We start from the raw sequence: 21,891 nt of genomic DNA on the forward strand, positions 1-21,891 counted from the left end.
GATCGCGCGCGAGCTCGGGCTCGTGTGCACGGCGGCCGGACCGGCCGTCGCTGCGCGGGGACGCTCCGGGTTGCCGGGGCGGACGAACCGCGAACCTCAACCTGTTCTCCTCTCCTGAGGCCATGGGTTGGAATCCCTCTCGTTTACGAGGGGGAGGAGGTCAACCGGTCACCTCCGTGAGCAGGTGCCGCCAGTCCCGCAGGAAGCGCGGCAGCCCGTAGCGGTCGACGGCGAAGGCCCGCGCCGCCTTGCCCATCTGGCGGGCGTGCGGGGCGTCCGCGGTGAGGGCCCGCGCCGCCTCGGCGAGCGTGTCGACGCGGGTCGACAGCACCCCCGCTTCGGGCGGCACGGCCTCGACGGCCTCGGTCGTGGCCAGGGCCACCACGGGCAGGCCGAGCATCATCGCCTCGATCAGTGCGAGACCGAGGGACGTCCAGCGGTAGGGGTGGAGGTAGACGCGGCGGCGGGCGAGCTCGCCGTGCATCCGCGCCTGGGGCAGGTCCTCGTAGGTCCACAGCGACTCGGGCGGGATGCGGAGCCGGCGCGGCACGTCCCGCACGTTCATCCCGAACAGGTCGAGCGGGACGGCGCGGGCCAGCCGGGGGAGCAGGTCGGTGCCGGCCAGCCGGCCGCGGCGCAGTGGGTCGTTGATGACGACCGCGGCGCGCGGCCAGTCGCCGCGGAACCGGTGGCCGGGGTCGACCACGCCGTGCTCGATCACGGTGGTGGGCGCGCGGCCGCAGTTCCAGAAGAGCCGGTTGAAATGGGTGACGTGGACGACGGGGATGTCGGAGCGGTCGTGCAGGAAGTGCCTGCTGTCGGGGACGACCTCCTCCGGCAGGCTCGCGTCGGACGGGGTGCGGCGGGGCGTGTCGTGCTCGACGTAGACGGCGGGCAGGTCGCGGCCGGGGCTGCGGCCGAGCCAGCGCTCGCACAGCTCGATCTCGCGCGGCCGCTGCAGCACGACCACGTCCACGCGCTCGTCGCGGAGGCGGTCGCAGGGGACCTCGACGGCCCGGTCCGGCCAGGCGAAGGTGGCGGGGCGCCCCCGGCCGTCGGGCCCGCGGCCGGGCGTGACGGGGACGAGCGTGGTGTGCGGCCCGTGCACGAACGAGGTGGCCCAGGATCCGTGGACGTGCCAGAGCAGAACCCTCATCCCGCGATCACCTCCTCGACGGCCTCGACGACGCGTTCCGCGGCGACCGAGGCCAGGCAGGGGTGGCCGGGCACGGGGCACACGCGGGCGCGGGTGCCCTTGCACGGCGCGTCCTGGTCGCCCAGCAGCACGGTGCGGACGCCGTACGGCGCCCACCGCGCGGCGGGCACGGTCGGCGCGAACAGCGACACGACCGGGGTGCCGACGGCGGCGGCCAGGTGCGCGGGGCCGGTGTTGCCCGCCACGACCGCGCGGGCCTCGGCGAGCACCCCGGCCAGCTCGGCGAGGGAGGTCCGCCCGCCCAGGTCGAGGCCGGCGTCCCCGGCGACGCGCGCGGTCAGCTCCTTCTCGTCGCGGTGCCCGGTGACCACGACGCGGTGCCCGGCGGCGTGCAGCAGCCGCACCGCCTCGGCGCAGCGCTCCGGCGGCCAGGCGCGGGCGGGCACGGAGGTGCCGGGGTGCACGACGACGTGCCCGGGGCCGCCGGTGAACGGCCACGCCTCGGGCAGCGGCCGGCGGACCCGCGGCCGGGTGCCGTCGGCGGCCGGGAAGCCCGCGCCGGCGGCCAGCGCCAGCATCCGCTCGGCCTCGGGCACGTCGGTGTCGGGACGGTGCCGCAGGTCCAGCAGCGAGCCCGGGTAGTCCTCGCTGATCCCGCCGATCCACGGGATCCCCGCCAGCCGGAACTGGAGCGCCAGCGGCAGCGGCGACTGGTGGAAGGAGGTGAAGATCAGCGCGAGGTCGAACCGGCCCGCGCGGACGGTCCGCACCAGGGCGCCGAGCGCGGCGCCGTCCACCGGGCCGGGCTCGGGGTCGATCCACGGCGCGCACCACTCCAGCACGCGGTCCACGCCGGGCAGCAGGTCGGCGGCGGCGCGGCCGCGCGGCCCGCACAGCAGGACGACCTCGTCGGCCCGCGCCGCGACCGCGCGGATCGCCGGGCCGGCCAGCAGGACGTCCCCCAGGTTGTCGAGCCGGGCGACCAGCGCCCTCACCGCCGGCCCTCCTCGCCGAGGACCAGGTCGACGGCGCTGCCGAGGTCGGGGGCCACCTCCCGGGCCCGGACGAGCTCCTCCAGCCGGGTCCGCGCGGTCGGGACGAGGATGCCGCGGGCCCCCGCCGCCGCGGCCGCCTCGATGTCCCCGCCGATGTCGCCGATGACGACGCAGTCGGAGGGGCGGGCGCCCAGCCGCCGCGCGGCGCGCTCCACCAGCCCCGGCCGGGGCTTGCGGCAGGAGCAGCCGTCGGACCGGTCGTGCGGGCAGATCTCCCACACGTCGATGCGGCCGAGCAGTTCCTCCACGCGCGCGTTGACGCGCAGCACGTCCTGCGCGGTGATGCGGCCCTTGCCCACGCCCGACTGGTTGGAGACCACGCCGATGCGCACGCCGCGGCGGCGCAGCCGGGCCAGCGCGCCCGCCGCGCCCGGCATCGGCTCGACGAACTCGGGGTCGCCGTTGTACGGCACGTCGTGGATGAGCGTGTCGTCGCGGTCGAACAGCACCACGCGGCGGCGCGGCCAGGACCCGGCGCCGCGGTGCCGCAGCAGCCCGCGCATGCGGTGCCGGACGGCGGCCGGCGGGATGACCGGGCTGGTCACGAGCATCGTCGCGACCTCGCGGGGCGTGTGCGGACCGGGCCGGATGCGGGCGGCGGCGAACTCGGCGGTCAGCGCGGCCCAGACGGCGCCGGAGAGGGCGGCCGTCCGGCCTGCCCCGGCGGCGAGCGCGGCGAGGGCGAGCAGGCCCGAGCCGGTGGTCAGCGCGTGCAGGCGGAGGCGTCCCCGCCCCTCGCCGGCGCCGACGCGCCAGTCGCGGCCGTGCACGCGGCGCATGAGCACGTCGTCGGCGTTGCCCGCCTGGGCCCGTACGGAGGCCCAGAAGCCGGCGGGGCGCACCGGGTGCGTCACCCGCCGCCGGCCGCGCACCAGCCGGTGCCCGGCCTCCCTGACCCGCAGGGCCAGGTCGGCGTCCTCGCGGTAGGCGCGGCGGTAGCGTTCGTCGAAGCCGCCGCGGTCGGCCAGGACCGAGTGGCGGTAGGCCATGTCGGCGGTGATCCAGGACGCGGTCTCCAGCCCCGCGGTGGTGCGCTCCCAGTCGGTCGGGCGGCGTCCCTCCGGGAGCGGCACCTGCACGCGGCCCTGGCAGCCGCCGACCTCGGACGGCGCCGCCGCCAGGTCGGCGGCGAGGTCGGAGCCCCAGCCGGGGGAGGGGACGACGTCGTCGTCCAGGAAGACCACCCATTCGGTGGCGGCGGTGCGCCAGCCCGCGTTCCGCGCTCCGGCGGGGCCGCGCCCGCCGGAGCGGATCACCCGTACGGTCTCCCCGGCGGAGGCGGGGAGCGAGAGCGGGGCGCCCGGCTCGGGCCGGTCGTCCACGATGACGATCGCCTCAGGCAGGTGGTCGGCGGTCGCGCCGATCAGCGCGTCGAGGAGCGTCCGGAGGCTGGGCCGCCCCAAGGTCGGGACGACGACCGTGTAGGACGGCGCCGGCGGCTTCACACCGCGCGCGCCGCCGGTCACGCGAACACCTCGGAACGGCGCACGAGGCAGGGGCCGATCGCCAGCAGGTCGACCGGCGCGGACCCGAAGCACTCCAGCGCGTCGCGCGGGTCGTCGACCATCGGCCGGCCGGCGGTGTTGAGGCTGGTGTTGATCAGCACCGGCAGCCCGGTGCGGGCCTGGAACGCCTCCAGCAGCGCGGCGGCCAGCGGTTCGTCTTCGGGCGCCACGGTCTGGATCCGCGCGGTGCCGTCCACGTGCACGGCGGCCGGTATGCGCTCGCGCCACCCCGGCTTCACCCGGTGCACGAACAGCATGTACGGGCTGGGCAGCGGCCCCTCGAAGATCTCGGCGGCGTGCCGGAGCGCGACCATCGGCGCGATCGGCCGGAACTGCTCGCGGCCCTTGACCGCGTTCAGCCGCTCCAGGTTGCCGGGGTTGCCCGGGTGGGCGAGCAGGGACCGGTGCCCGAGCGCGCGCGGGCCGAACTCGCTGCGGCCCTGGAACCAGGCGACGATCTGGTCGCGGGCCAGCGCGTCGGCGACGGCCCCGGCGAGGTCGGCGGGCCGCTCGTAGGGCACCCGGGCGGTGTCCAGCCGCGCGGCCAGCTCCTCGTCGGACCAGCCGCGGCCCAGGTCGGCGCCGGGCATCGGCTCGATCCGCTCACCGGCCTCCCGGGCCAGGTGCAGCGCGGCGCCCAGCGCGGTGCCCGCGTCGCCCGCCGCGGGCTGCACCCAGATCTCCTCGTACGGGCCGTCCTCCGCGAGCCGCGAGTTGGCCACGCAGTTGAGCGCCACCCCGCCGGCCAGCGTCAGCCGCGTGGAGCCGCCGCGGCGGTGCGTCCAGAACGCCAGCTCCAGCAGGACCTCCTCCAGCCGCGCCTGCACGCTCGCGGCCAGGTCGGCCTGCTCGGCCGTCCAGCGCTCGCCGTCGGCGGCGGAGCGGGCCTTGGCCAGCGCGCCCCAGTCGATCGGCGCGACCGCGAACCCGCCGTCGCCGGTGGCGCGCACCCGGTCGCGCAGCTCGTCGAGGAAGCGCGGCTCGCCGTAGGAGGCCAGCGCCATGACCTTGTACTCGTCGCTGGACCGCAGGAAGCCCAGGTGCTCGGTCAGCTCCTCGTACATCAGGCCGAGCGAGTGGGGCAGCCGCTGGGCGGCGAAGGCGGTGAAGGCTCCGCCCTCGTACGTCCCGGCCAGGTGGGAGTGGGCCTCGCCGCGGCCGTCCAGGACCAGCACGTCGCCGCGGCCGGGCTCCGGCGCGGCCAGCGCGGCCGACGCGGCGTGCGCCAGATGGTGCGGGACGAACCGCACGATCCCGGGGTCGAGCCCCGGCAGCGCGGTCGCCAGGAAGTGCGGGGCGCGCCGCGCGTAGCGGGTGCGCAGGTCCTCCCAGCCCGCGTCGTGGCCCTCCAGCCCCGGCTCGGCGAGCCGCGGATCGTAGGAGTAGGCGACGGCGTCCAGGTCGCCCGGCTCCAGCCCGGCCTCCTCCAGGCACCACCGCGCGGCCAGCTCGGGCGCTTCCCAGGCGGCGAAGGGGACGGGGCGCTTGCCGTGCTTGCGCCGGCTGAACCGCTCCTCTTCGGCGGCGGCGACCACCCGCCCGTCCACCACCAGCGCGGCGGAGGGGTCGTGGAAGATCGCGTTGATCCCGAGAAGGCGCATGGGCTGGCTCCGTTCCGGCATGAGGTCATGCGTGGGAAGGGGCACGGCGGCTGGTCAGCCGCAATGGCTTTTGCGCTGGCGCCGTGCCCGCCGCGGGCGCGCCCGCGGCGGAGAGAGATGCAACGGATACCCCCGGCGAAAAGGGCATCGGATTCGCGTGGTGTTGTCGCCTGACGGTGATGACGGGCGTTTGGCAGGAGCGCCTGATCACCTATGCGTCATTCACTTCTCCCCTCACCTGGGAGAAGCGCTGCAAACGAGAGACGCGAGAGAAGTGTTGTGATCTGAGTCACAGCACGGGTCGGGTGGGGGCGGCCGGGCCCACGGGTAGGGCGCGGCTATGCGCAGCACCTTCGTAGTGATCACCCGCGACCGGCGCCGCACGCTGCTGCGCACCCTGGCCCGGCTGCTCGACCTGCCCGGACCGCCGCCGGTCATCGTGGTCGACAACGCCTCGCGGGACGGCACCGCCGCCGCCGTGGCCGCCCGCCACCCGCAGGTCACCCTGCTCCGCGCCGACACCAACCTGGGCGCGGTCGGCCGCAACCTCGCCGTCGACCACGTCCGCACCCCCTACGTGGGCTTCTGCGACGACGACACCTGGTGGGACCCCGGCGCGCCCGGCCGCGCGGCCGACCTGCTCGACGCCCACCCCCGCCTGGCCGCCGTGACCGGCCGGATCCTGGTCGAGCCGGGCGGCCGCGAGGACCCGATCGTCCCCGAGCTGCGCGACTCGCCCCTGCCGCGCCCCGCGGGGCTGCCCGGACCCGCCCTCGGCTCCTTCCTCGCCGGCGCCTCCATGCTCCGCGCCGAGGCGTTCCGGGAGGCCGGCGGCTTCTCCGCCAGGCTCCGGCTCGGCGGCGAGGAGGAACTGCTCGCCGCCGACCTGCTGACCCTCGGCTGGCAGCTGTGCTACGCCGACGACGTGATCGTCCACCACGAGCCGTCCAGGATCCGCGACCCGCACCGGCGCCGCCGCGACGGCATCCGCAACACGCTGTGGACCACCTGGCTGCGCCGGCCGCTGCCCAGCGCGCTGCGCCGCACCGGCGCCCTGCTGCGCGACCTGCCCCGCGACCGGGTCACCGCGTCAGCGCTCGCGCGCGCCGCCGCGGGCATCCCGTGGGTGGTCCGCGAGCGCCGCCCCGTGCCGCCCGGCGTCGAGGCGCGGCTGCGGACCCTGGACGGCCCGCAGCGGCGCTCCCGCGCCCGCCGGTACGTCAGCTGAGAGGACCGCCGAAGGGACCCGCAATGAGCGATGTCACGATCGTCGTCGCGACCCGCGACCGGGCCGCCGAGCTGCGCCGCAGCCTGGCCCGGCACACCGCCCCGGTGATCGTGGTCGACAACGCCTCCGCCGACGGGACCGCCGAGGTCGCCCGCCGCGCCGGGGCCCGCGTCCTCCGGCTGCCCGACAACCGCGGCGCCGCCGCCCGCAACCTGGGCGTGCGGGAGGCCCCCACCCGGTACGTCGCCTTCGCCGACGACGACTCCTGGTGGGCGCCCGGCGCCCTGGAGCACGCCGCCGCCGTCCTGGACGCCCACCCCGGCACCGCGCTGGTGGCCGCGCGGGTCCTGGTCGGCGAGCGCGAGCACCTCGAACCCGTCTCCGAGCACATGGCCCGCTCCCCGCTGGGCATGCCCGACGGCCTCCCCGGCCGGGCCATCCTCGGCTTCCTGGCCTGCTCGGCCGTCGTCCGCCGGGACGCCTTCCTGGGCGTCGGCGGCTTCTCCGGCACGCTGCACTTCGCCGGGGAGGAGGAACTGCTGGCGCTCGACCTGGCCGCCGCCGGATGGGGGCTGGCGTACCTGCCGGAGCTGGTCGTCCACCACCATCCCTCGCCCGACCGCCCCGGCGCGTCCCACCGGCGCCGCCGGGAGGCCCGCAACCGGCTGCTGACCGCCTGGCTCCGCCGCCCGCTCGCCACGTGCGCCCGGACGGCGCTGGCGTCGCTGGCCACCGCGGAGGGGCGCGGCGGACTGGCCGACGCCGCCCGGATGTGGCCGCAGGTCGCCCGCGCCCGCCGCCGTCTGCCACCCGACGTCGAACGCGCCCGCGCCTCCCTCGACCGCTACTAGCTAGTGGTGCCAGGGGAGGGTCACCGGTTCGGCCGGGACGTTCCCGGCCAGCAGCGCCTTGAGGAGCGGGGCCAGCTCCAGGGGGTAGACCACCTCATCGGTGGTCTCCAGCTCCTCCAGCGTCCACCAGCGGTGGGCGCTGACGTTGGCCCGCTCGACCGGCTGGAAACCGGCCGTGTCGATCTCGATCTCGGGCGCGGCGGCGCGGTACACGAAGAAGTCGTCGCGGAAGATCCCGCGCGCCCAGCCGAAGTCGGCGTAGCCGGAGGCGACCGCGACCGGGCCGGTGAAGTCGCCGGGCTCGGCGACCAGGCCCGTCTCCTCGCGCAGCTCGCGCGCGGCGGTCTCGGTGAGCGTCTCGCCGTCGTCCACGCCGCCGCCCGGGGTGATCCAGCAGTACCCCCGCTCGGGATGGTCGGCGGCGAGCGGCCACCGGAACATCAGGAACCGGTCGCGCCCGTCCAGGAGCAGGACGCGGGCCGTCCGCCGCCGGTAGCCGTCGCCGGAACGGCGCCTCACGCCCGTAGCTCGGCGTCGAGCTTGGCCAGCTGCTCGTCGTAGATCCGCTGGAGGCCGCGCGGCGCGAAGGCGCGCTCGAAGAACCCGCCGACGCCGCCCGCGCCGTTCCAGGTCGTCTCGACCCGCACCCTGGCGCCCGCCCCGGCCGGGGAGACCGTCCAGGTGGTGACCATGGAGGAGTTGGCGTCCCGTTCGACCAGCGTGTTCTCGCCGGGGACGGTGACCGACACCAGGCAGTCGCGCACCCGCTTGCTGGTCGCGGCCAGCTTCCAGTGCACCGTGGTGCCCTCGCCCTGGCCGCCCTCGCGGACCTCGTACTCGCTGAAGTGCCCGGTCAGCACCTTCGAGCGGGTGCCGGTGTAGTCGCCGAGCGCCGCGAACACCTTCTCCGCGTCCGCGCCGACGGTCTTCTCTGCGGTAGCCGTGACCTGACCCATGCGGACATCCTTCCAGAAAGCCCCTCAGCCGAGGGGCTCCCGCCCGGGCGGGAGCAGGATCACGTCGCGGGACCCGTACCGGGGGAGGGGCGCGTCGGCGTCCAGCTCCTCGTCGGTGATCGGGTGCAGCCCGCGCTCGCCGATCGCGTGCACCGTGTACCCGGCGTCGCGCAGCTCCCGGAGGATGCGACGCAGCCGGTGCGCCTCTTTGAGCACCTCCACGACGATGGTCGGGCGGGCCTCCAGCAGCCAGGGCCGCACCGATTCGAGGACGTTCGCCTCGTACCCCTCGATGTCGAGCTTGACCAGGTCGACGCCCTCCACCAGCGCGCTCATCGCCACCGTCGGGACGGTCACCGCCGCGGACGCGGGACGTCCGGCGATGCCCTCGGTGCCGGTGGCCAGGTACGCGCCGGTCGGGGCGGCGTAGCGCTCCTGGTCGGGCAGGGCCAGCTCCATCGTGGCGGGCGCGCCGTCGCCGACCACGGCGGCCTGGACGACGGTGACGCCGGCGAGGCCGTTCAGCTCGACGTTGCGGCCGACGATCTCCGCCGACTCCGGGTTGGCCTCCACGGCCGTGTACGGCACGCCCGGGGCCGCCCGCGCGCCCTGGACGGTGTAGTAGCCGATGTTCGCGCCGACCTCCAGGATCCGGGTGGCCCGCCCGCACAGCACGCGCCACCAGTGGGTCTCGGCGCCCTCGTAGCCGCCCTCGCCGTACCAGAACAGCAGCTGCACCAGCCGGGAGCGGGCCGCCGCCAGCCGCACCTCGCGGTTGTCGGGCAGCGGGAACTCGGTGAGCGGCGACAGCGGGCGGTGCCGCAGGATTCCGGCGAGGGATTTCCAGAAACGGTGACCGGACGCCGCGTTGCGGTCGCGGACGGCGACGGCGACGCGCATGGGGACGGCGGTTAACAGGCGGGCGAGCGCGATTCTCGCCCATACCCGCAGCCGCACCGAGAGTGGCAGTGCCATGAAATGGTCCTCGCGTCGAAGATTTGATGTGGGACCTTCACAGTTTTTGCGCTGGTTGGCAAATGACGGCAGGCCGGATTATCGTCCGTTGCCATTCTCGGGTGCGGTGATTGTGGCGCGTTGATAAAAGGAGCGTTCCCGCCGTGGAAAGGACGGCGCCCCGGGCCGCCGGAGAGGACGGCGGCCCGGGGCGCCTCGCGGGACGGTCCGGTCAGCCCCGCCGGGACGGCTCGGACGGCCCCTGGTAGATGGAGTTGACCACGATCGGCCAGGTGGCCCTCGGCCAGGAGCGGAAGGTGATCTCGCTGCCCGCGAGGGTGGCGCTCCCCTCGCCCACCTCGAAGCTCACGACGTTGGCCAGGCCGCCGAGCGCCTCGGTGCCGCGCCCGTACCCGCTGGCGAGCAGGTCGCCCTCGGGGTAGGCGGAGGCCACCTCCGCGTCCCCCGTGACCCGGTACGCCGCGTCGCGGTTGAACCAGACCGGCCACTCCTTGGGCATCCCCCACGCCGCCGGGACGTCCGGCTTGTACGAGGCGCGCAGCAGCGCCCCCGGCACGTTGAACTTCGCCGTGTCGGTGGGCGTGGCGTTCTCGACCGGCAGGTCCAGCAGCTGCCGCGCCGTCTCCGACCCGCTGCCGACCGCCACCAGGTTGCCGCCGCCCTTGACGAAGTCGCCCAGGGCCTTCCAGCCCTCCTCGCCGACGCCGCGCGCCCACGCGAACTGCGGCGGGTTCTTCGCCGGGTCGAGGCCCTTGACGATGGTGTCCTTGGACACCCCGTCGGCCAGCACGACGGTGTCGTAGCGGCCGTCCAGGTCGGCGTAGTCGTCGGCGCCCACGACCTTGTAGTCGATCCCGTACTGGTCGAGCATCCACGTCATCCAGCCGCCGGGCATGTTGTTCGCGCCGCGGATCAGGCCGACGCGGGTGCCGGGCTTGAGCGTGAAGCCGTCCACCTTCGGCATCGCGTCGGCGCCGTGCACCGGGAGGCCGGTGGCGGCGGAGACGTCCTGGAGGGTCTGGCGGGCGGCGGGGGTCGGCGGGACGACCACCGTGCCGGGCGCGAACGTCCGGCCCGCCGCCTCGAACTCCTCGCCCGCGCGGAAGACGGGCACGTTCGCCTTCTGCAGCCGCGACAGCACGTGCGCGACGCCGTACGACTCGGGCGCCACCAGGTAGGCGCCGCGCGGCGCGGCCGGCATCCGCGCCGGCTGCGGCACGACCCGCTGCACCCGCTGCAGCGGCGCGGAGAACGCCTTCTCCACCGGGACGGCGTCCACGCCCAGCAGCAGCGCCGCGTTGTCGGTCGTCTCGCTGTACGGCATGATCAGCGGGCAGTCCGCGCACTTGCGGGCCGCCTGCTCCGGGTACACGTCCTTCTGCAGCAGCTGGTGGATCCAGCGGCCCAGCGGCTGCCGGGTCCGCAGCACGTACGACCCCGCCGGATGGTTCTTGCCGCCCGCCGTGAACGCCGTCCGGGCCTGGTCGATCTCCACCCGGCCGAACTCCAGCAGCTTCATCAGCTCGTACACCGCGAACGGGTCGCGCTGCCCGGCCGGGACGACGTACGCCTCCGGGGTGCCCGGCTCGACGTCCGGGAGCGCCGCGTTGTTGCGGGTGACCTGGTAGAGGTTGTTGTACAGCCAGGACTCGGGGTTCTTGGCGACGTTCTCGATGCCCGCGTACGCGGCGGTCTTGGCGTAGGCGACGATCTGCTCCAGCGTCCAGGTGTTCTGGTCGTAGGGCTGCAGCATCCGGATCGTCTTGTTGCGCGGGCCCAGCGGCTTTCCGTCGGCGCTGGTGAACGGGTACGCCAGGTCGCGGGCGGAGGCGATCTCGGTGAGGAACAGCGAGGTGCCCAGGAACGTCGAGTAGCCCATCACGTCGGCGTTCCAGAAGATGCCGTAGGCGTCGTCGGAGCCGACGCCCTTCTTGTTCTCGGCGGTCAGCGCGCGCGCCGCCACCTGGCCCTGGGTGTTGGCCGACTGGATGGTGATGGGGTCGACGCCGTTGCCGAGCGGCTCGTCGTACGGCGGCGTCCACAGCCGCGGCCCGCCGGTCCCGGCCTGGTGCATGTAGTGCCCGGCGACGGGCCGGTAGGTCTGCTCCAGCCGTACCCGCGTACGGGTCTCACGCTGGGAGAACATGAACCAGTCGCGGTTGTTGTCGTGCCCGACGTACTTGTGGTACAGGTCCGGGTACACGCGGTTGTACGCGGTGCCCGCCGTCTTGTTGAAGTGGTCGACGACCAGGTGCTGGCCGTCGGGGTTCCCCGACGGGATCACCATCAGCACGGCGTTCTTCAGCACGGTGTCGGTGTAGTCCGACTTCTCCGTCGCGAACCGGTGCACGATGTCCACCAGCGCCTGCGTGTTGCCGACCTCGGTCGAGTGCAGGGTGCCCTCGATCAAATAGACGGGCTTGCTGCGCTCGGAGAGCCGCCGCGCCTCCTGCTCGGAGACGCCCGGGTCGGCCAGCCGCCGGTTGTCGCGGACGATGCGGTCGAGGTCGCGCAGGTTCTCCGGCGCGCTGACGAAGATGACGGGGTACTCGTTGCCGAGCGTGGTCGTGTCCGCGATCGAGTACTCGACCCGGTCGGACCGGTCGGCCACCAGGCGGAAGTACTGCTTGATCCTGTCGAACCCGGCGAGCCTGCCGGTGGTTCCCATGGCGAAGCCGAAGTAGTCCTTCGGCGCTGGAATGGTCTTGCCTTGCGCGGTGAGCGTGACCGCGCTGCCTGTACCGAGCGCGTCGGAGCGCAGGGGCGCTGCGACGAGGGCGGCGGAGGTCAGCACGGCGGCCAGCACGCGGGCGGTTCGCCGCGGCAGCATCCGGTCTCCAGTCGGTGCGGGGGTTTCAGGGGGGTTCAGGGGATGAAGGGGGAGTCTTGGACGTGAGGGGACGGGGACCGCCGGCCGGTCGGCTGAGCCCAGGGTGAATCGTGTTCAACGATCAGTCAATGTCTTGATCGTTTACGGTTCCCCTGGTAAGGGCCGCGCTCCCGGGCATGTCCCCGCCGCCATCGCGCGGGTAGAGCGGCCGCATGGCGCCTTGGAGGGCGCGGTCGCCGGGGCCGCGTGCGACCGGCAGATCCTGCGGCTCGGCCTGGCGGTCGCGTCGATGGCGGCGTTCTCGATCTACCTCCGGCAGCGGGGATCGCCGCAGTCCAAACCGGTCGGAACGGCCCACGGCGCGACCGGCGTCGAGGGCTGAACCGGTCCCGCGCGGGACCGTTCCCGGGTGTGCCGCGCGTTCCGAGTTGTGGCGGAACCGTTAAGGTCGTCTGACGATCGCGTGACACGCGGCGAGTACGGAGGTGCGCCATGGCCACGGGGGAGTGGTCGCCGACGGGCGTCGATCTGACGACGCCGAACACGGCCCGTATCTACGACTACCTGCTGGGCGGCAAGGACAACTACGACGCCGACCGGCGGGTGGGCGACGAGCTCATCGAGATCATCCCGGAGGCCCGGGCGGCGGCCCGGCAGAACCACCTGTTCATCGGGCGGGCGGTGCGGTACCTGGTCAAGGAGGGCGTCCGCCAGTTCGTCGACATCGGCACCAAGCTGCCGGCCGCCGGCAACGTGCACGAGGTCGCGGCCGCGATCGCCCCGGACGCCCGGGTGGTGTTCGCCGACGACGACCCCGTCACGCTGACGCACGCGCGGGCGCTGCTGACCGGGACCGGCAGCACGCTGGTCGCCCGCACCGACCCGCGCCGCCCCGACGCCGTGATCGACGACCCGGAGGTGCGGCGGCTGATCGACTTCGACCGGCCGGTCGCCGTCGTCCTGGACCGCGTCCTGCACTTCATCGAGGACGTCGAGGAGGCCGTGGCGGTCGTCGCCCGGCTGCACGCCGCGCTGCCGTCCGGCAGCCACCTGGTCTTCACCGTCATCACCGACGAGCCCGCGCCCGAGGCGAGCGACGACGTCAGCCGGGTGTTCCGGCCGACCAGCGGGTTCTTCTGGAGCCGGCGGCGCGCCGAGGTCGAGCGCATGGTCGCGCCGTTCGCCCTGGTGGACCCGGGGCTGACCTACACCCCGCTGTGGCGTCCCGACCCGGCCGAGGACGAGGTCGCCGTCCCCGAGCACACCTACACGCTGGCGGGCGTCGGCCGCCGCGACTGACCGGACGCCTCTAGGGGCCGCAGTACGACGTCGCGCACGAGGGCGCGTGCACGGCCTGCGACACCCTGGCGTTGGCCGCGCCGACGATCCCGGCGCCGATGGTGAGCATGATGACGGTCGCGAGCAACAGCAGTCCCTTGTGAGACACGTTCTCCTCCTGAGGGTCGCTCAGGCTGGGGGGAGCACGGCCACGTCGCCGTCCGTCGGGAGATCACAGGCTCCGCCCGCGCGCGGCCGGTGTCAATTCGCGCGGCGTCCGGGCGCGGGCCGCGGTCGTCTGACCAGCGCCGCCCGCCGCGCCCGGAATCCGGGTCGGGTGATGTCGCCGATGCCGCTCAGGTGTTGGGCGGCAGGTCGGTCCCGGCTCCGCGGCGGCGGAGCGCGACCGACGCGGCTGGCGCGGCCGGGACGGGCTGCGGCTCCGCCGGTGCCTGCGGGGCCGCGCCGGGCTCGCGGCGGTGCGGGGGGAGGGTGGGGACGTCGGGCGCCTCCACCTCGAAGCCCGCGTCGGCGATCATGTCCAGGTCGGCCTTGCCCGGCTGCCCCTCGCTGGTGAGGTAGTCGCCCAGGAAGATGGCGTTGACGATGTGCAGCGCCAAGGGCTGCAGCGTGCGCAGATGGATCTCCCGCCCGCCGGCGAGCCGGACCTCGACGTCGGGGCAGACGAACCGGACCATCGCCAGGATCCGCAGGCAGCGCTGCGGGGTCAGCGCCCACCGCTCGCCGAGCGGGGTGCCCTCGAAGGGGATCAGGAAGTTCACCGGGACCGACTCCACGTCCAGCTCGCGCAGCGCGAACGCGACGTCCACCAGGTCCTCGTCGCTCTCGCCCATGCCCGCGATCAGCCCGGAGCAGGCCGACAGTCCCGCGTCCCGCGACCTGCGCACGGTGTCGGCCCGGTCGTCGAAGCCGTGGGTGGTGCAGATGTCGCCGTACTTCGACTCGGAGGTGTTGAGGTTGTGGTTGTAGGCGTGCGCCCCGGCCTCGCGCAGCCGCTCGCCCTGCCCGTCGCGCAGGAAGCCCAGGCACGCGCAGATCTCGACGTCGGCGCCGCGCTCCCGGATGGCGGCGATCGTGCCGGCGACCCGCTCGACGTCGCCGTCGGTGGGACCGCGCCCGCTGGCGACCAGGCACACCCGCTTGGCCCCGGCGGCGACGCCGGCCACCGCGGCGTCGGCGGCGGCGTCCGGCTTCAGCCAGGTGTAGGTCAGGATCTCCGCCTTGGACCCGAGCCGCTGCGAGCAGTACGAGCAGTCCTCCGGGCACAGGCCCGACTTCAGGTTGACGAGGTAGTTCAGCTTGACGCGGCGGCCGAACCAGGCGCGCCGCACCCGTCCGGCGGCGGCCACCACGTCGAGCAGTTCGTCGTCGGAGGTCGCCAGCACGGCCAGCGCCTCGTCCCGCGTCGGAAGCTCGCACCGCAGGCCCTTGCCCGCGAGGGTCTCCAGGAGGTTCATGGTCCGATCCTCGCCGCGCGCGTTCCCGCCCGCCAAGGACCACGCCCCACAAAGCCGGGCGAGCGCGCTTTGTACGGCACCGTCCGCGCGGGCGACTCAGGGGCGGCGGGGCGCGAGGGCCTCGCACAGCGCGTCGACGGCGGCCGGATAGGCCGACTCCGGAGGGGTGCTGTAACCGACGATGAGGCCCTGCGGATTCGGGCCGGGACGCTGCCAGAACTCCGCGAGCGGCTGGACGGCAAGCCCGAGGGCCCGCGCGCGGCGCAGCACCTCGGCCTCGTCCGGGCCCGTCTCCGGAAGGGTCACCAGGGCGTGCAGGCCGGCGGCGACGCCGTGGACGCGGACGTGCGGGGCCCGCTCGCGCAGCCGTTCCACCAGCAGGTCCCGGCGGCGCCGGTAGCGCAGCCGCCCGGCGCGCACGTGCCGGTCGTAGGCATGGCTCTCGATCATGTCGGCGAGGACGAGCTGCGCCAGCGACTGGGTGTGCGCGTCGGCCAGGTACTTGGCCTCGGTGAACGGCTCGACCAGCCGCTCGGGCAGGACCGCCCAGCCCAGCCGCAGCCCCGGCCCCAGCGTCTTGGACGCGGTCCCGACGTAGACGACCTGCTCGGGGGCGGTGCCCTGGGCGGCCCCGACCGGGCGGCGGTCGTAGCGGAACTCGCCGTCGTAGTCGTCCTCGACGACCGTGCCCCCGGTGGCGCGGGCCCACGCGGTGGCGGCGTGGCGGCGGCTCGGGTGCAGGGTGGCTCCGGCCGGGTACTGGTGCGCCGGGGTGAGGACGACCGCGCCCGCGTGCGCGTAGGCGTCGCCGGTGAGGAGCTGCGTGCGGGCGCCCAGGTCGTCGGCGGGCAGCGGCACGATCTCCAGCCCCGCGCGGCGGACCAGTGCCCGGTGGTAAGGGTGGCCCGGGTCCTCCATCGCGAACGCGGTCGTCCCCGCGTCGGCGAGCACCCGGGCGAGCAGGCCGAGCGCCTGGGTGTACCCGGAGGTGACCACGATCCGCTCCGGGGCGGCGTCCACGCCCCGGGCCCGTCCCAGGTACCCGGCGAGCGCGGCGCGCAGCTCGGGCCGCCCGCGCGGGTCGGCCAGCGCGTGCGCGTCGGGCGGCGCGGTGGTCAGGACCCGCCGGGTGGAACGCAGCCAGGCCGCGGCCGGGAAGGCGGTGAGGTCCGGCCGGCCGGGACGCAGGTCGTGACGGGGGGCGTCCGGCCCATCGAGGGCGGGTGGGACGGCCAGGGCGGCGGAGCCGGGCCGCCCGGCGGCGGGCCGCCGGATCTGGGCGACCCGCGTGCGCGCTCCCGGGCGGCTGGTCAGGTAGCCCTCGGCCGCGAGCTGGTCGTAGGCGGCGCTGACGGTTCCGCGGGCCACCCCGAGCTGGACCGCCAGCGCCCGCGTCGATGGCAGCGCGGCGCCGGGAGCGAGCCGTCCGGACCGGATCGCCGAGCGCAGGGCGCGCTCCAGCCCGGCCCGGCGGCCCGCCGAGACGTCGAGGTCGAGATGGAGGTCCACGCCCGAACCGGCCCACTCTTTCGGCATGGAACCGGATCTTAATTCCGGTCCGGTTCCTCCCTAGCGTGCGAAGGGACGGGCCGGCGCCGCCCGCGCCCCCGCCGAGACGCCCAGGGAGTCCCCCGATGTTCATCTTCGCCCAGATCAGCGACCTGCACCTCGACGGCGGCGAGCACCGCGCCGAACGTGCCGAGCGCGCCGAGCGCGTCATGTCCCATCTCAACGCCCTCCCGGTCGCCCTGGACGCGATCCTGGTCACCGGCGACATCGCCGACCACGGCACGGAGGAGGAGTACGAGCAGGCCCGTAAAGTGCTGTCCTCCCCGTACCCGCTGCTCACCTGCCCCGGCAACCACGACGCGCGCGGCCCGTACACGCGGATCCTGCTCGGCGACGGGACGGAGGGGCCGGGCGCCGCCGACCCCCCGCCGGTCAACCGGGTGCACCGGGCCGCGGGTGCCGTCTTCGCGCTGTGCGACTCGACGATCCCCGGGCACGACCACGGGTTCCTCACCGACGAGACGCTCGCCTGGCTGGACGGGGAACTGGCCGCCGAGCCCGACGTCCCGGCTTTCGTGTGCTTTCACCACGCTCCGGTGCCGCTGCACGCGCCGTACGTCGACGGGATCCGCCAGTTCGGCGAGGAGCGCCTGGCCGCCGTCCTGGCCAGGCATCCGCAGGTGGCGGCGGTGCTGTGCGGGCACGCGCACACCGCGGCGGCCGCCACCTTCGCGGGGCGGCCGCTGCTGGTCGCGCCGGGCGTCGCCTCCCGCCTGGTCTTCCCGTGGCGGCACGGCGACCTCGTCGACCACGGGGCGCCGCCGTCGGTGGCGCTCCACGTCCTCGGCGAGGACCGGCGGCTGGTCACGCACTACCGCGCCGTCGTCTGACCGCCCGGACCTTGTGCGGATATCGTTGGGAATTCAACCATATGGGGGTGGCATCATGATCGATCTCGCCGCCGTCGAGGCGGAGCGCGAGCGGCTCAGGCGCGCGTACCTGGCCGCGCGGGACGACCGGCCGGCCAGCTCGGCCCGCGGCCTGCACCACCTGGCCCTGCTGTCCTCGGACGTGGAGCGGACGATCCGGTTCTACCAAGGGGTGCTGGAGTTCCCGCTGACCGAGATCTTCGAGAACCGCGACTACCGGGGCTCCAACCACTTCTTCTTCGACATCGGCAACGGCAACCTGCTGGCGTTCTTCGACCTCCCCGGGCTGGACCTCGGGCCGTACGCGGAGGTGCTCGGCGGGCTGCACCACGTGGCGATCTCGGTGGAGCCCGCCCGGTGGGAGCGGCTGCGCGGCAGGCTGGACGAGGCGGGCGTCCCGTACCAGGTCGAGAGCGAGGTCTCGCTGTATTTCCGCGACCCCGACGGCGCCCGGCTGGAACTGCTGGCCGACCCGCTCGGGGAGATGTACGGCGAGCACGTCGGCTGAACCGGTCCGGGGCCGCCGCCCGGCGGGGTCAGCGGTCGAAGAGCGCGTGGAGCACCTCGCGGGCGGCGGCCTCGGGGGAGTCGCCGAGCGACTTCCGCAGGTTGCCGCTCAGCCACAGCGCCGCGAAACCGTGCACGACCGACCACGCGCCGATCGAGGTGGCCTCGTCCCGGGACGGGCCGGCGGACAGCGTGCGCGCCCCGCGGTCCAGGATCCCGGAGGCGACCGCCCGTGCCGCCTCGACCTCCGGGTCGTCCGCGCGGTACAGCTCGGGCCGGAACATCACCTCGAAATAGCCCGGATGCCCGGTGGCGAACCGCACGTAGCGCACCCCGACCTCCAGGAAGTCGTCGCCGGCCCCTGAGAGGGCCTCGGCGAACCGCGCGTACCCCTCGGCGGCGATCGCGGTCAGCAGCCCGGCCTTGTCGCCGAAGTGGTGCGCGGGCGCGGCGTGCGACACCCCGGCGCGCCGGGCCAGCTCGCGCAGGCTCCAGGCGTCGGTGCCGGACTCGGCGATGGCCTCGACGGCCGCGTCGATGATGACGCGCCGCAGGTTGCCGTGGTGGTAGCTGCGCGAACCGATCGTCCTCCCCCTTCGTCCGCCGTGCGACGCCACCGTACCGGCGGACCCAATCTTTCCATTGACAAGTTTCGCCTCCGCGGGGCAGTCTTGTCAATGACAAGATTCTCGAGAGGGGAGCCCCATGCCGACCCTGCCCTGGTCCGAACCGCGGACACCGCCGCCCGAGACCGCGACGCTGGTCATGGCGTCCCGGCTGGAGGTGCGCTCGCTGCGCCACGTCCCGGGCTTCCTCGCCGCCTCGCTGGTGCTGTGGCGCCAGGCCCGCGGCGCGCCCGGCGCCGTCGGCGTCGGGCTCCGCGCCTGGCCGCTGCGGCGCACCTTCTGGACGGTCTCCGCCTGGGAGGACGAGGCCGCGATCCGCGCGTACGCGGGCACCGAGCCGCACAGGTCGACCATGCGCCGCAAGCGCGCCGTGATGCGCGAGTCCGACTTCGTGTTCTGGAACGTCCCGGCCGGCGACCTGCCCGTCTCCTGGGAGGAGGTCGAACGCCGCATCGCCGCGCACCGCGAGCAGGGCGGCACCTCTGCCCGGAGCGACGCCGCGGCGTGACCGGCACGGCCGTCCATGACGAGCGTGAAGCCCTCCCCGCGCACGCGGGGAGGGCTTCACGAGGCGCCCGAAGGGCCGGACCGGCTCAGGAGCGGCGCTGGGCGGTGTACTGCACCGCCGCGAAACCCGCCACCGCCACGGCCTGCAGGATCGCCCACACCGAACCGGCCGTGCTCAGCGACAGCCAGCCCGTCACCACCGCCACCACGCTCAGCACCGTCCACAGCAGGTTCGTCTCGACCACCGCGGACACCGCCACGCGGTTCGGCACGCGGGGCATGGACACCGTCCACACGGCCGCCGCGTAGAGCAGCAGGAACACGCCCAGCGTCCGCCCCGTCCCGGCCCCGAGGCCGAGCAGGTCCTCCAGCGGGCCCGCCAGCGCGAGGTAGACCAGGCCGTTGACGCCGGTCACCACGGCGTCCAGCCGCAGCGCGAGCCGCAGCAGCCGGCGGCCGTCGGCCAGGATCCCGGTGCCGTTCAGGGAACGCGTCGTGGTCATCAGAGCCTCCTCATCGGGGGTCGACACTCCGTCGATGACCCCGACGCTAGAGGGCGCGGCGCACGCCGACGATTACCCCGGAGGTAGCCGCGGACGGCGAAAACCCGTCGCGTTCGCACGGTCCGTCCGATTACTGTCCTGATCATCGCGAGAAGTACGCCGATCGCGCGCCCGCCGCGGGCGGGCGCCGGTCACACCTGCCGGCGGCAGCCATCGATCCAGCCGAGAAGGGACAGCACGATGGTGACCACCACGCTCGACCTCGCCCGGGTCCGCAACATCGGGATCATGGCCCACATCGACGCCGGCAAGACCACCACGACCGAGCGGATCCTGTTCTACACCGGCGTCTCGCACCGCATCGGCGAGGTCCACGACGGCGCCACCCAGATGGACTACCTCAAGCAGGAGCGCGACCGCGGCATCACCATCACCTCCGCGGCCACGACCTGCCACTGGGCGCTGGACGGCGCCGGCCACACCGTCAACATCATCGACACCCCCGGGCACGTCGACTTCACCGTCGAGGTGGAGCGCTGCCTGCGGGTGCTCGACGGCGCCGTGACGGTGTTCGACGGCGTCGCCGGGGTGGAGCCGCAGTCGGAGACGGTGTGGCGCCAGGCCGACCGCTACGGCGTGCCGCGGATCTGCTTCGTCAACAAGCTCGACCGCGCGGGCGCCGACTTCCACCGCTGCGTCGAGATGATCGTCGAGCGGCTGGGCGCGGTCCCGCTGGTGACGCAGCTGCCGATCGGCGCCGAGTCCGCCTTCACCGGCGTGGTCGACCTGGTCGCCATGAAGGCCCTGCTCTGGTCCGCCGAGGCGGAACTGGGCGAGGCCTACGACGTGGCGGCGATACCGGACGACCTCGCCGCGGATGCCCGGCGATGGCGGAGCACGCTCATCGACACGCTGGCCGAGCACGACGACGAGATCATGGAGCTGTACCTGGAGGGCGCCGAGCCCTCCCCGGAACGGCTGCACGCCGCGATCCGCCGTCTCACGCTCTCCTCCGGCGCGTCCGGCGGCACCACGATCACCCCCGTGCTGTGCGGCACCGCGTTCAAGAACAAGGGCGTGCAGCCCCTGCTGGACGCGGTGGTGCGCTACCTGCCGTCCCCGCTCGACGTCGAGGCCGTCGAGGGCCTGGCCGCCGACGGGACGGGCGCGGCGGTGCGCCGCCGGCCCTCCGACGGTGAGCCGCTGTCCGCGCTGGCGTTCAAGATCATGAGCGATCCGCACCTGGGCCGGCTCACCTACGTCCGGATCTACTCCGGACGGCTGGAGTCGGGCGCCTCCGCGCTCAACCCGGTCAAGGGCGGCAAGGAGCGGATCGGCAAGATCTACCGCGTGCACGCGAACAAGCGGGAGGAGATCCCCTCGGCGGGCGCCGGCGACATCGTCGCGGTCATGGGCCTGAAACGGACCACGACCGGCGAGACGCTGTGCGACCCCGCCGCGCCCGTCGTCCTGGAGTCGATGGACTTCCCGGAGCCGGTCATCGAGGTCGCCATCGAGCCCAGGACCCGGGGGGACCAGGAGAAGCTGGGCGTGGCGATCCAGCGCCTGGCCGAGGAGGACCCCTCGTTCCGGGTGCGCGCGGACGCCGAGACCGGCCAGACCGTCATCGGCGGCATGGGCGAGCTCCATCTCGAGGTGCTCATCGACCGGATGAAGGAGGACCACAAGGTCGAGGCGAGCGTGGGCCGTCCCCGGGTCGCCTACCGGGAGACGATCCGGCGGGCCGTGGAGAAGGTCGACTTCCTGTACCGCAAGCAGCACGGCGGCAAGGGCCACTACGCGAAGGTCCGGATCTCGGTCGAGCCGATCGAGGCCGGCGGCCCCGCGTACGAGTTCGTCAACCGGGTCACCGGCGGCCGCGTCCCGAAGGACTACATCCCCTCCGTGGACGCGGGCTGCCAGGAGGCCATGCAGGCCGGCGTGCTGGCCGGGTACGAGATGACGGGCGTGCGGGTCGTCCTGCTGGACGGCGACTTCCACGTCGTCGACTCCTCGGAGTTCGCGTTCCGGATCGCCGGGGCGATGGCGTTCAAGGAGGCCGTGCGGCAGGCGTCGCCCGTGCTGCTGGAGCCGGTGATGGCGGTCGAGGTCACCACGCCGGAGGAGTACATGGGCGAGGTCATCGGGGACGTCAACGCCCGCCGCGGCCACGTCCGGGCCATGCGCGAGCGGTCCGGCGCGCGGGTCGTCGAGGCGCTGGTGCCGCTGTCGGAGATGTTCGGCTACGTCGGGGACCTGCGCGGCGCGACCAAGGGCCGCGCCGCGTACTCGATGCAGTTCGACTCCTACGGCGAGGTGCCGCGCGCCGTCGCCGAGAAGGTCATCGGGTCCGAGCGCCCGTGATCTGACACCGCCGGGCGCCGGCCGCCGCCCACG

The 21,891-nt window shown here is 74.5% G+C and carries 21 protein-coding genes; 8 read left to right on the forward strand and 13 right to left on the reverse strand.

The window, feature by feature from the left end; genetic code table 11:
* Positions 1–160 precede the first annotated feature (160 nt).
* From ACFPZN_RS36635 to ACFPZN_RS36650, 4 genes are read right to left on the reverse strand one after another with little or no spacing between them, the layout of a single operon-like run.
* A complete protein-coding gene (locus ACFPZN_RS36635) occupies positions 161–1,156 on the reverse strand; it encodes a glycosyltransferase (protein WP_378287050.1) in 996 nt (331 codons plus the stop codon).
* Positions 1,153–2,151, reverse strand: coding sequence for a glycosyltransferase family 9 protein (locus ACFPZN_RS36640; RefSeq protein ID WP_378287051.1), 999 nt, complete (start codon positions 2,149–2,151; stop codon positions 1,153–1,155). The genes ACFPZN_RS36635 and ACFPZN_RS36640 overlap by 4 nt, the downstream gene beginning before the upstream one ends.
* On the reverse strand, positions 2,148–3,677 hold the full coding sequence (locus tag ACFPZN_RS36645; protein WP_378287052.1) for an HAD-IIIA family hydrolase: 1,530 nt from the start codon (positions 3,675–3,677) through the stop codon (positions 2,148–2,150). The genes ACFPZN_RS36640 and ACFPZN_RS36645 overlap by 4 nt, the downstream gene beginning before the upstream one ends.
* Entirely contained in the window at positions 3,674–5,317 is a 1,644-nt protein-coding gene (locus tag ACFPZN_RS36650; RefSeq protein WP_378287053.1) for a carbamoyltransferase family protein, read from the reverse strand. Before ACFPZN_RS36650 ends, ACFPZN_RS36645 begins: the two co-directional genes overlap by 4 nt.
* 340 nt (positions 5,318–5,657) lie before the next feature.
* Between ACFPZN_RS36650 and ACFPZN_RS36655 the strand changes: the two genes are divergently transcribed.
* Together ACFPZN_RS36655 and ACFPZN_RS36660 are read left to right on the forward strand one after the other, a co-directional pair.
* Positions 5,658–6,545, forward strand: coding sequence for a glycosyltransferase family 2 protein (locus ACFPZN_RS36655; protein ID WP_378287054.1), 888 nt, complete (start codon positions 5,658–5,660; stop codon positions 6,543–6,545).
* Between the two features lie 23 nt (positions 6,546–6,568).
* The gene (locus ACFPZN_RS36660; protein ID WP_378287055.1) at positions 6,569–7,396 is read left to right on the forward strand and encodes a glycosyltransferase family 2 protein; all 828 of its coding nucleotides are present in this window, start codon (positions 6,569–6,571) and stop codon (positions 7,394–7,396) included.
* Here the strand turns inward: ACFPZN_RS36660 and ACFPZN_RS36665 are convergent, their stop codons facing one another.
* The 4 genes from ACFPZN_RS36665 to ACFPZN_RS36680 all read right to left on the reverse strand — a co-directional run bounded on the left by ACFPZN_RS36665 (position 7,397) and on the right by ACFPZN_RS36680 (position 12,157).
* Positions 7,397–7,915 carry an NUDIX hydrolase gene (locus tag ACFPZN_RS36665; protein ID WP_378287056.1) on the reverse strand — a complete coding sequence of 173 codons (519 nt, stop codon included), beginning with the start codon at positions 7,913–7,915 and terminating at the stop codon, positions 7,397–7,399. It lies immediately after the preceding gene.
* On the reverse strand, positions 7,912–8,352 hold the full coding sequence (locus ACFPZN_RS36670) for an SRPBCC family protein (protein WP_378287057.1): 441 nt from the start codon (positions 8,350–8,352) through the stop codon (positions 7,912–7,914). Before ACFPZN_RS36670 ends, ACFPZN_RS36665 begins: the two co-directional genes overlap by 4 nt.
* A gap of 24 nt (positions 8,353–8,376) precedes the next feature.
* Positions 8,377–9,327, reverse strand: a complete 951-nt coding sequence (locus tag ACFPZN_RS36675; RefSeq protein WP_378287058.1) for an FkbM family methyltransferase — start codon at positions 9,325–9,327, stop codon at positions 8,377–8,379.
* A 211-nt stretch (positions 9,328–9,538) separates the two neighbouring features.
* On the reverse strand, positions 9,539–12,157 hold the full coding sequence (locus ACFPZN_RS36680) for a M14 family zinc carboxypeptidase (RefSeq protein ID WP_378287059.1): 2,619 nt from the start codon (positions 12,155–12,157) through the stop codon (positions 9,539–9,541).
* 220 nt (positions 12,158–12,377) lie between these two features.
* On the opposite strand from ACFPZN_RS36680, the gene ACFPZN_RS36685 reads away from it, so the two are divergent.
* Both ACFPZN_RS36685 and ACFPZN_RS36690 read left to right on the forward strand, forming a co-directional pair.
* A complete protein-coding gene (locus ACFPZN_RS36685) occupies positions 12,378–12,539 on the forward strand; it encodes a DUF6766 family protein (RefSeq protein WP_378287060.1) in 162 nt (53 codons plus the stop codon).
* A 110-nt stretch (positions 12,540–12,649) separates the two neighbouring features.
* Complete coding sequence (locus ACFPZN_RS36690) at positions 12,650–13,456, forward strand: SAM-dependent methyltransferase (RefSeq protein ID WP_378287061.1); 807 nt, start codon at positions 12,650–12,652, stop codon at positions 13,454–13,456.
* A 10-nt stretch (positions 13,457–13,466) separates the two neighbouring features.
* Here ACFPZN_RS36690 and ACFPZN_RS36695 read toward each other — a convergent pair whose 3' ends face one another.
* The 3 genes from ACFPZN_RS36695 to pdxR form a co-directional block, all read right to left on the reverse strand.
* The gene (locus ACFPZN_RS36695) at positions 13,467–13,604 is read right to left on the reverse strand and encodes a hypothetical protein (RefSeq protein ID WP_378287062.1); all 138 of its coding nucleotides are present in this window, start codon (positions 13,602–13,604) and stop codon (positions 13,467–13,469) included.
* Between the two features lie 187 nt (positions 13,605–13,791).
* Positions 13,792–14,913, reverse strand: coding sequence for a biotin synthase BioB (bioB, locus tag ACFPZN_RS36700; protein ID WP_378287064.1), 1,122 nt, complete (start codon positions 14,911–14,913; stop codon positions 13,792–13,794).
* A gap of 96 nt (positions 14,914–15,009) precedes the next feature.
* Positions 15,010–16,449, reverse strand: coding sequence for a MocR-like pyridoxine biosynthesis transcription factor PdxR (gene pdxR, locus ACFPZN_RS36705; RefSeq protein ID WP_378287065.1), 1,440 nt, complete (start codon positions 16,447–16,449; stop codon positions 15,010–15,012).
* 98 nt (positions 16,450–16,547) lie between these two features.
* On the opposite strand from pdxR, the gene ACFPZN_RS36710 reads away from it, so the two are divergent.
* Together ACFPZN_RS36710 and ACFPZN_RS36715 are read left to right on the forward strand one after the other, a co-directional pair.
* Entirely contained in the window at positions 16,548–17,312 is a 765-nt protein-coding gene (locus ACFPZN_RS36710; RefSeq protein WP_378287067.1) for a metallophosphoesterase, read from the forward strand.
* A gap of 55 nt (positions 17,313–17,367) precedes the next feature.
* Positions 17,368–17,859, forward strand: coding sequence for a VOC family protein (locus ACFPZN_RS36715; RefSeq protein ID WP_378287069.1), 492 nt, complete (start codon positions 17,368–17,370; stop codon positions 17,857–17,859).
* 28 nt (positions 17,860–17,887) lie between these two features.
* Here the strand turns inward: ACFPZN_RS36715 and ACFPZN_RS36720 are convergent, their stop codons facing one another.
* Entirely contained in the window at positions 17,888–18,475 is a 588-nt protein-coding gene (locus tag ACFPZN_RS36720) for a TetR/AcrR family transcriptional regulator (RefSeq protein WP_378287071.1), read from the reverse strand.
* Positions 18,476–18,563: 88 nt separating this feature from the next.
* On the opposite strand from ACFPZN_RS36720, the gene ACFPZN_RS36725 reads away from it, so the two are divergent.
* Positions 18,564–18,992, forward strand: a complete 429-nt coding sequence (locus tag ACFPZN_RS36725; RefSeq protein WP_378287073.1) for a DUF3291 domain-containing protein — start codon at positions 18,564–18,566, stop codon at positions 18,990–18,992.
* Positions 18,993–19,077: 85 nt separating this feature from the next.
* Here the strand turns inward: ACFPZN_RS36725 and ACFPZN_RS36730 are convergent, their stop codons facing one another.
* Positions 19,078–19,494 (reverse strand): hypothetical protein, encoded by a 417-nt coding sequence (locus tag ACFPZN_RS36730; protein ID WP_378287075.1) that lies wholly within the window; start codon positions 19,492–19,494, stop codon positions 19,078–19,080.
* Positions 19,495–19,734: 240 nt separating this feature from the next.
* Between ACFPZN_RS36730 and fusA the strand changes: the two genes are divergently transcribed.
* On the forward strand, positions 19,735–21,858 hold the full coding sequence (fusA, locus tag ACFPZN_RS36735; protein ID WP_378287077.1) for an elongation factor G: 2,124 nt from the start codon (positions 19,735–19,737) through the stop codon (positions 21,856–21,858).
* The last annotated feature ends 33 nt before the right edge of the window (positions 21,859–21,891 follow it).

It is taken from the genome of Actinomadura rugatobispora, from assembly GCF_042656285.1.
Taxonomy (GTDB): domain Bacteria; phylum Actinomycetota; class Actinomycetes; order Streptosporangiales; family Streptosporangiaceae; genus Spirillospora; species Spirillospora rugatobispora.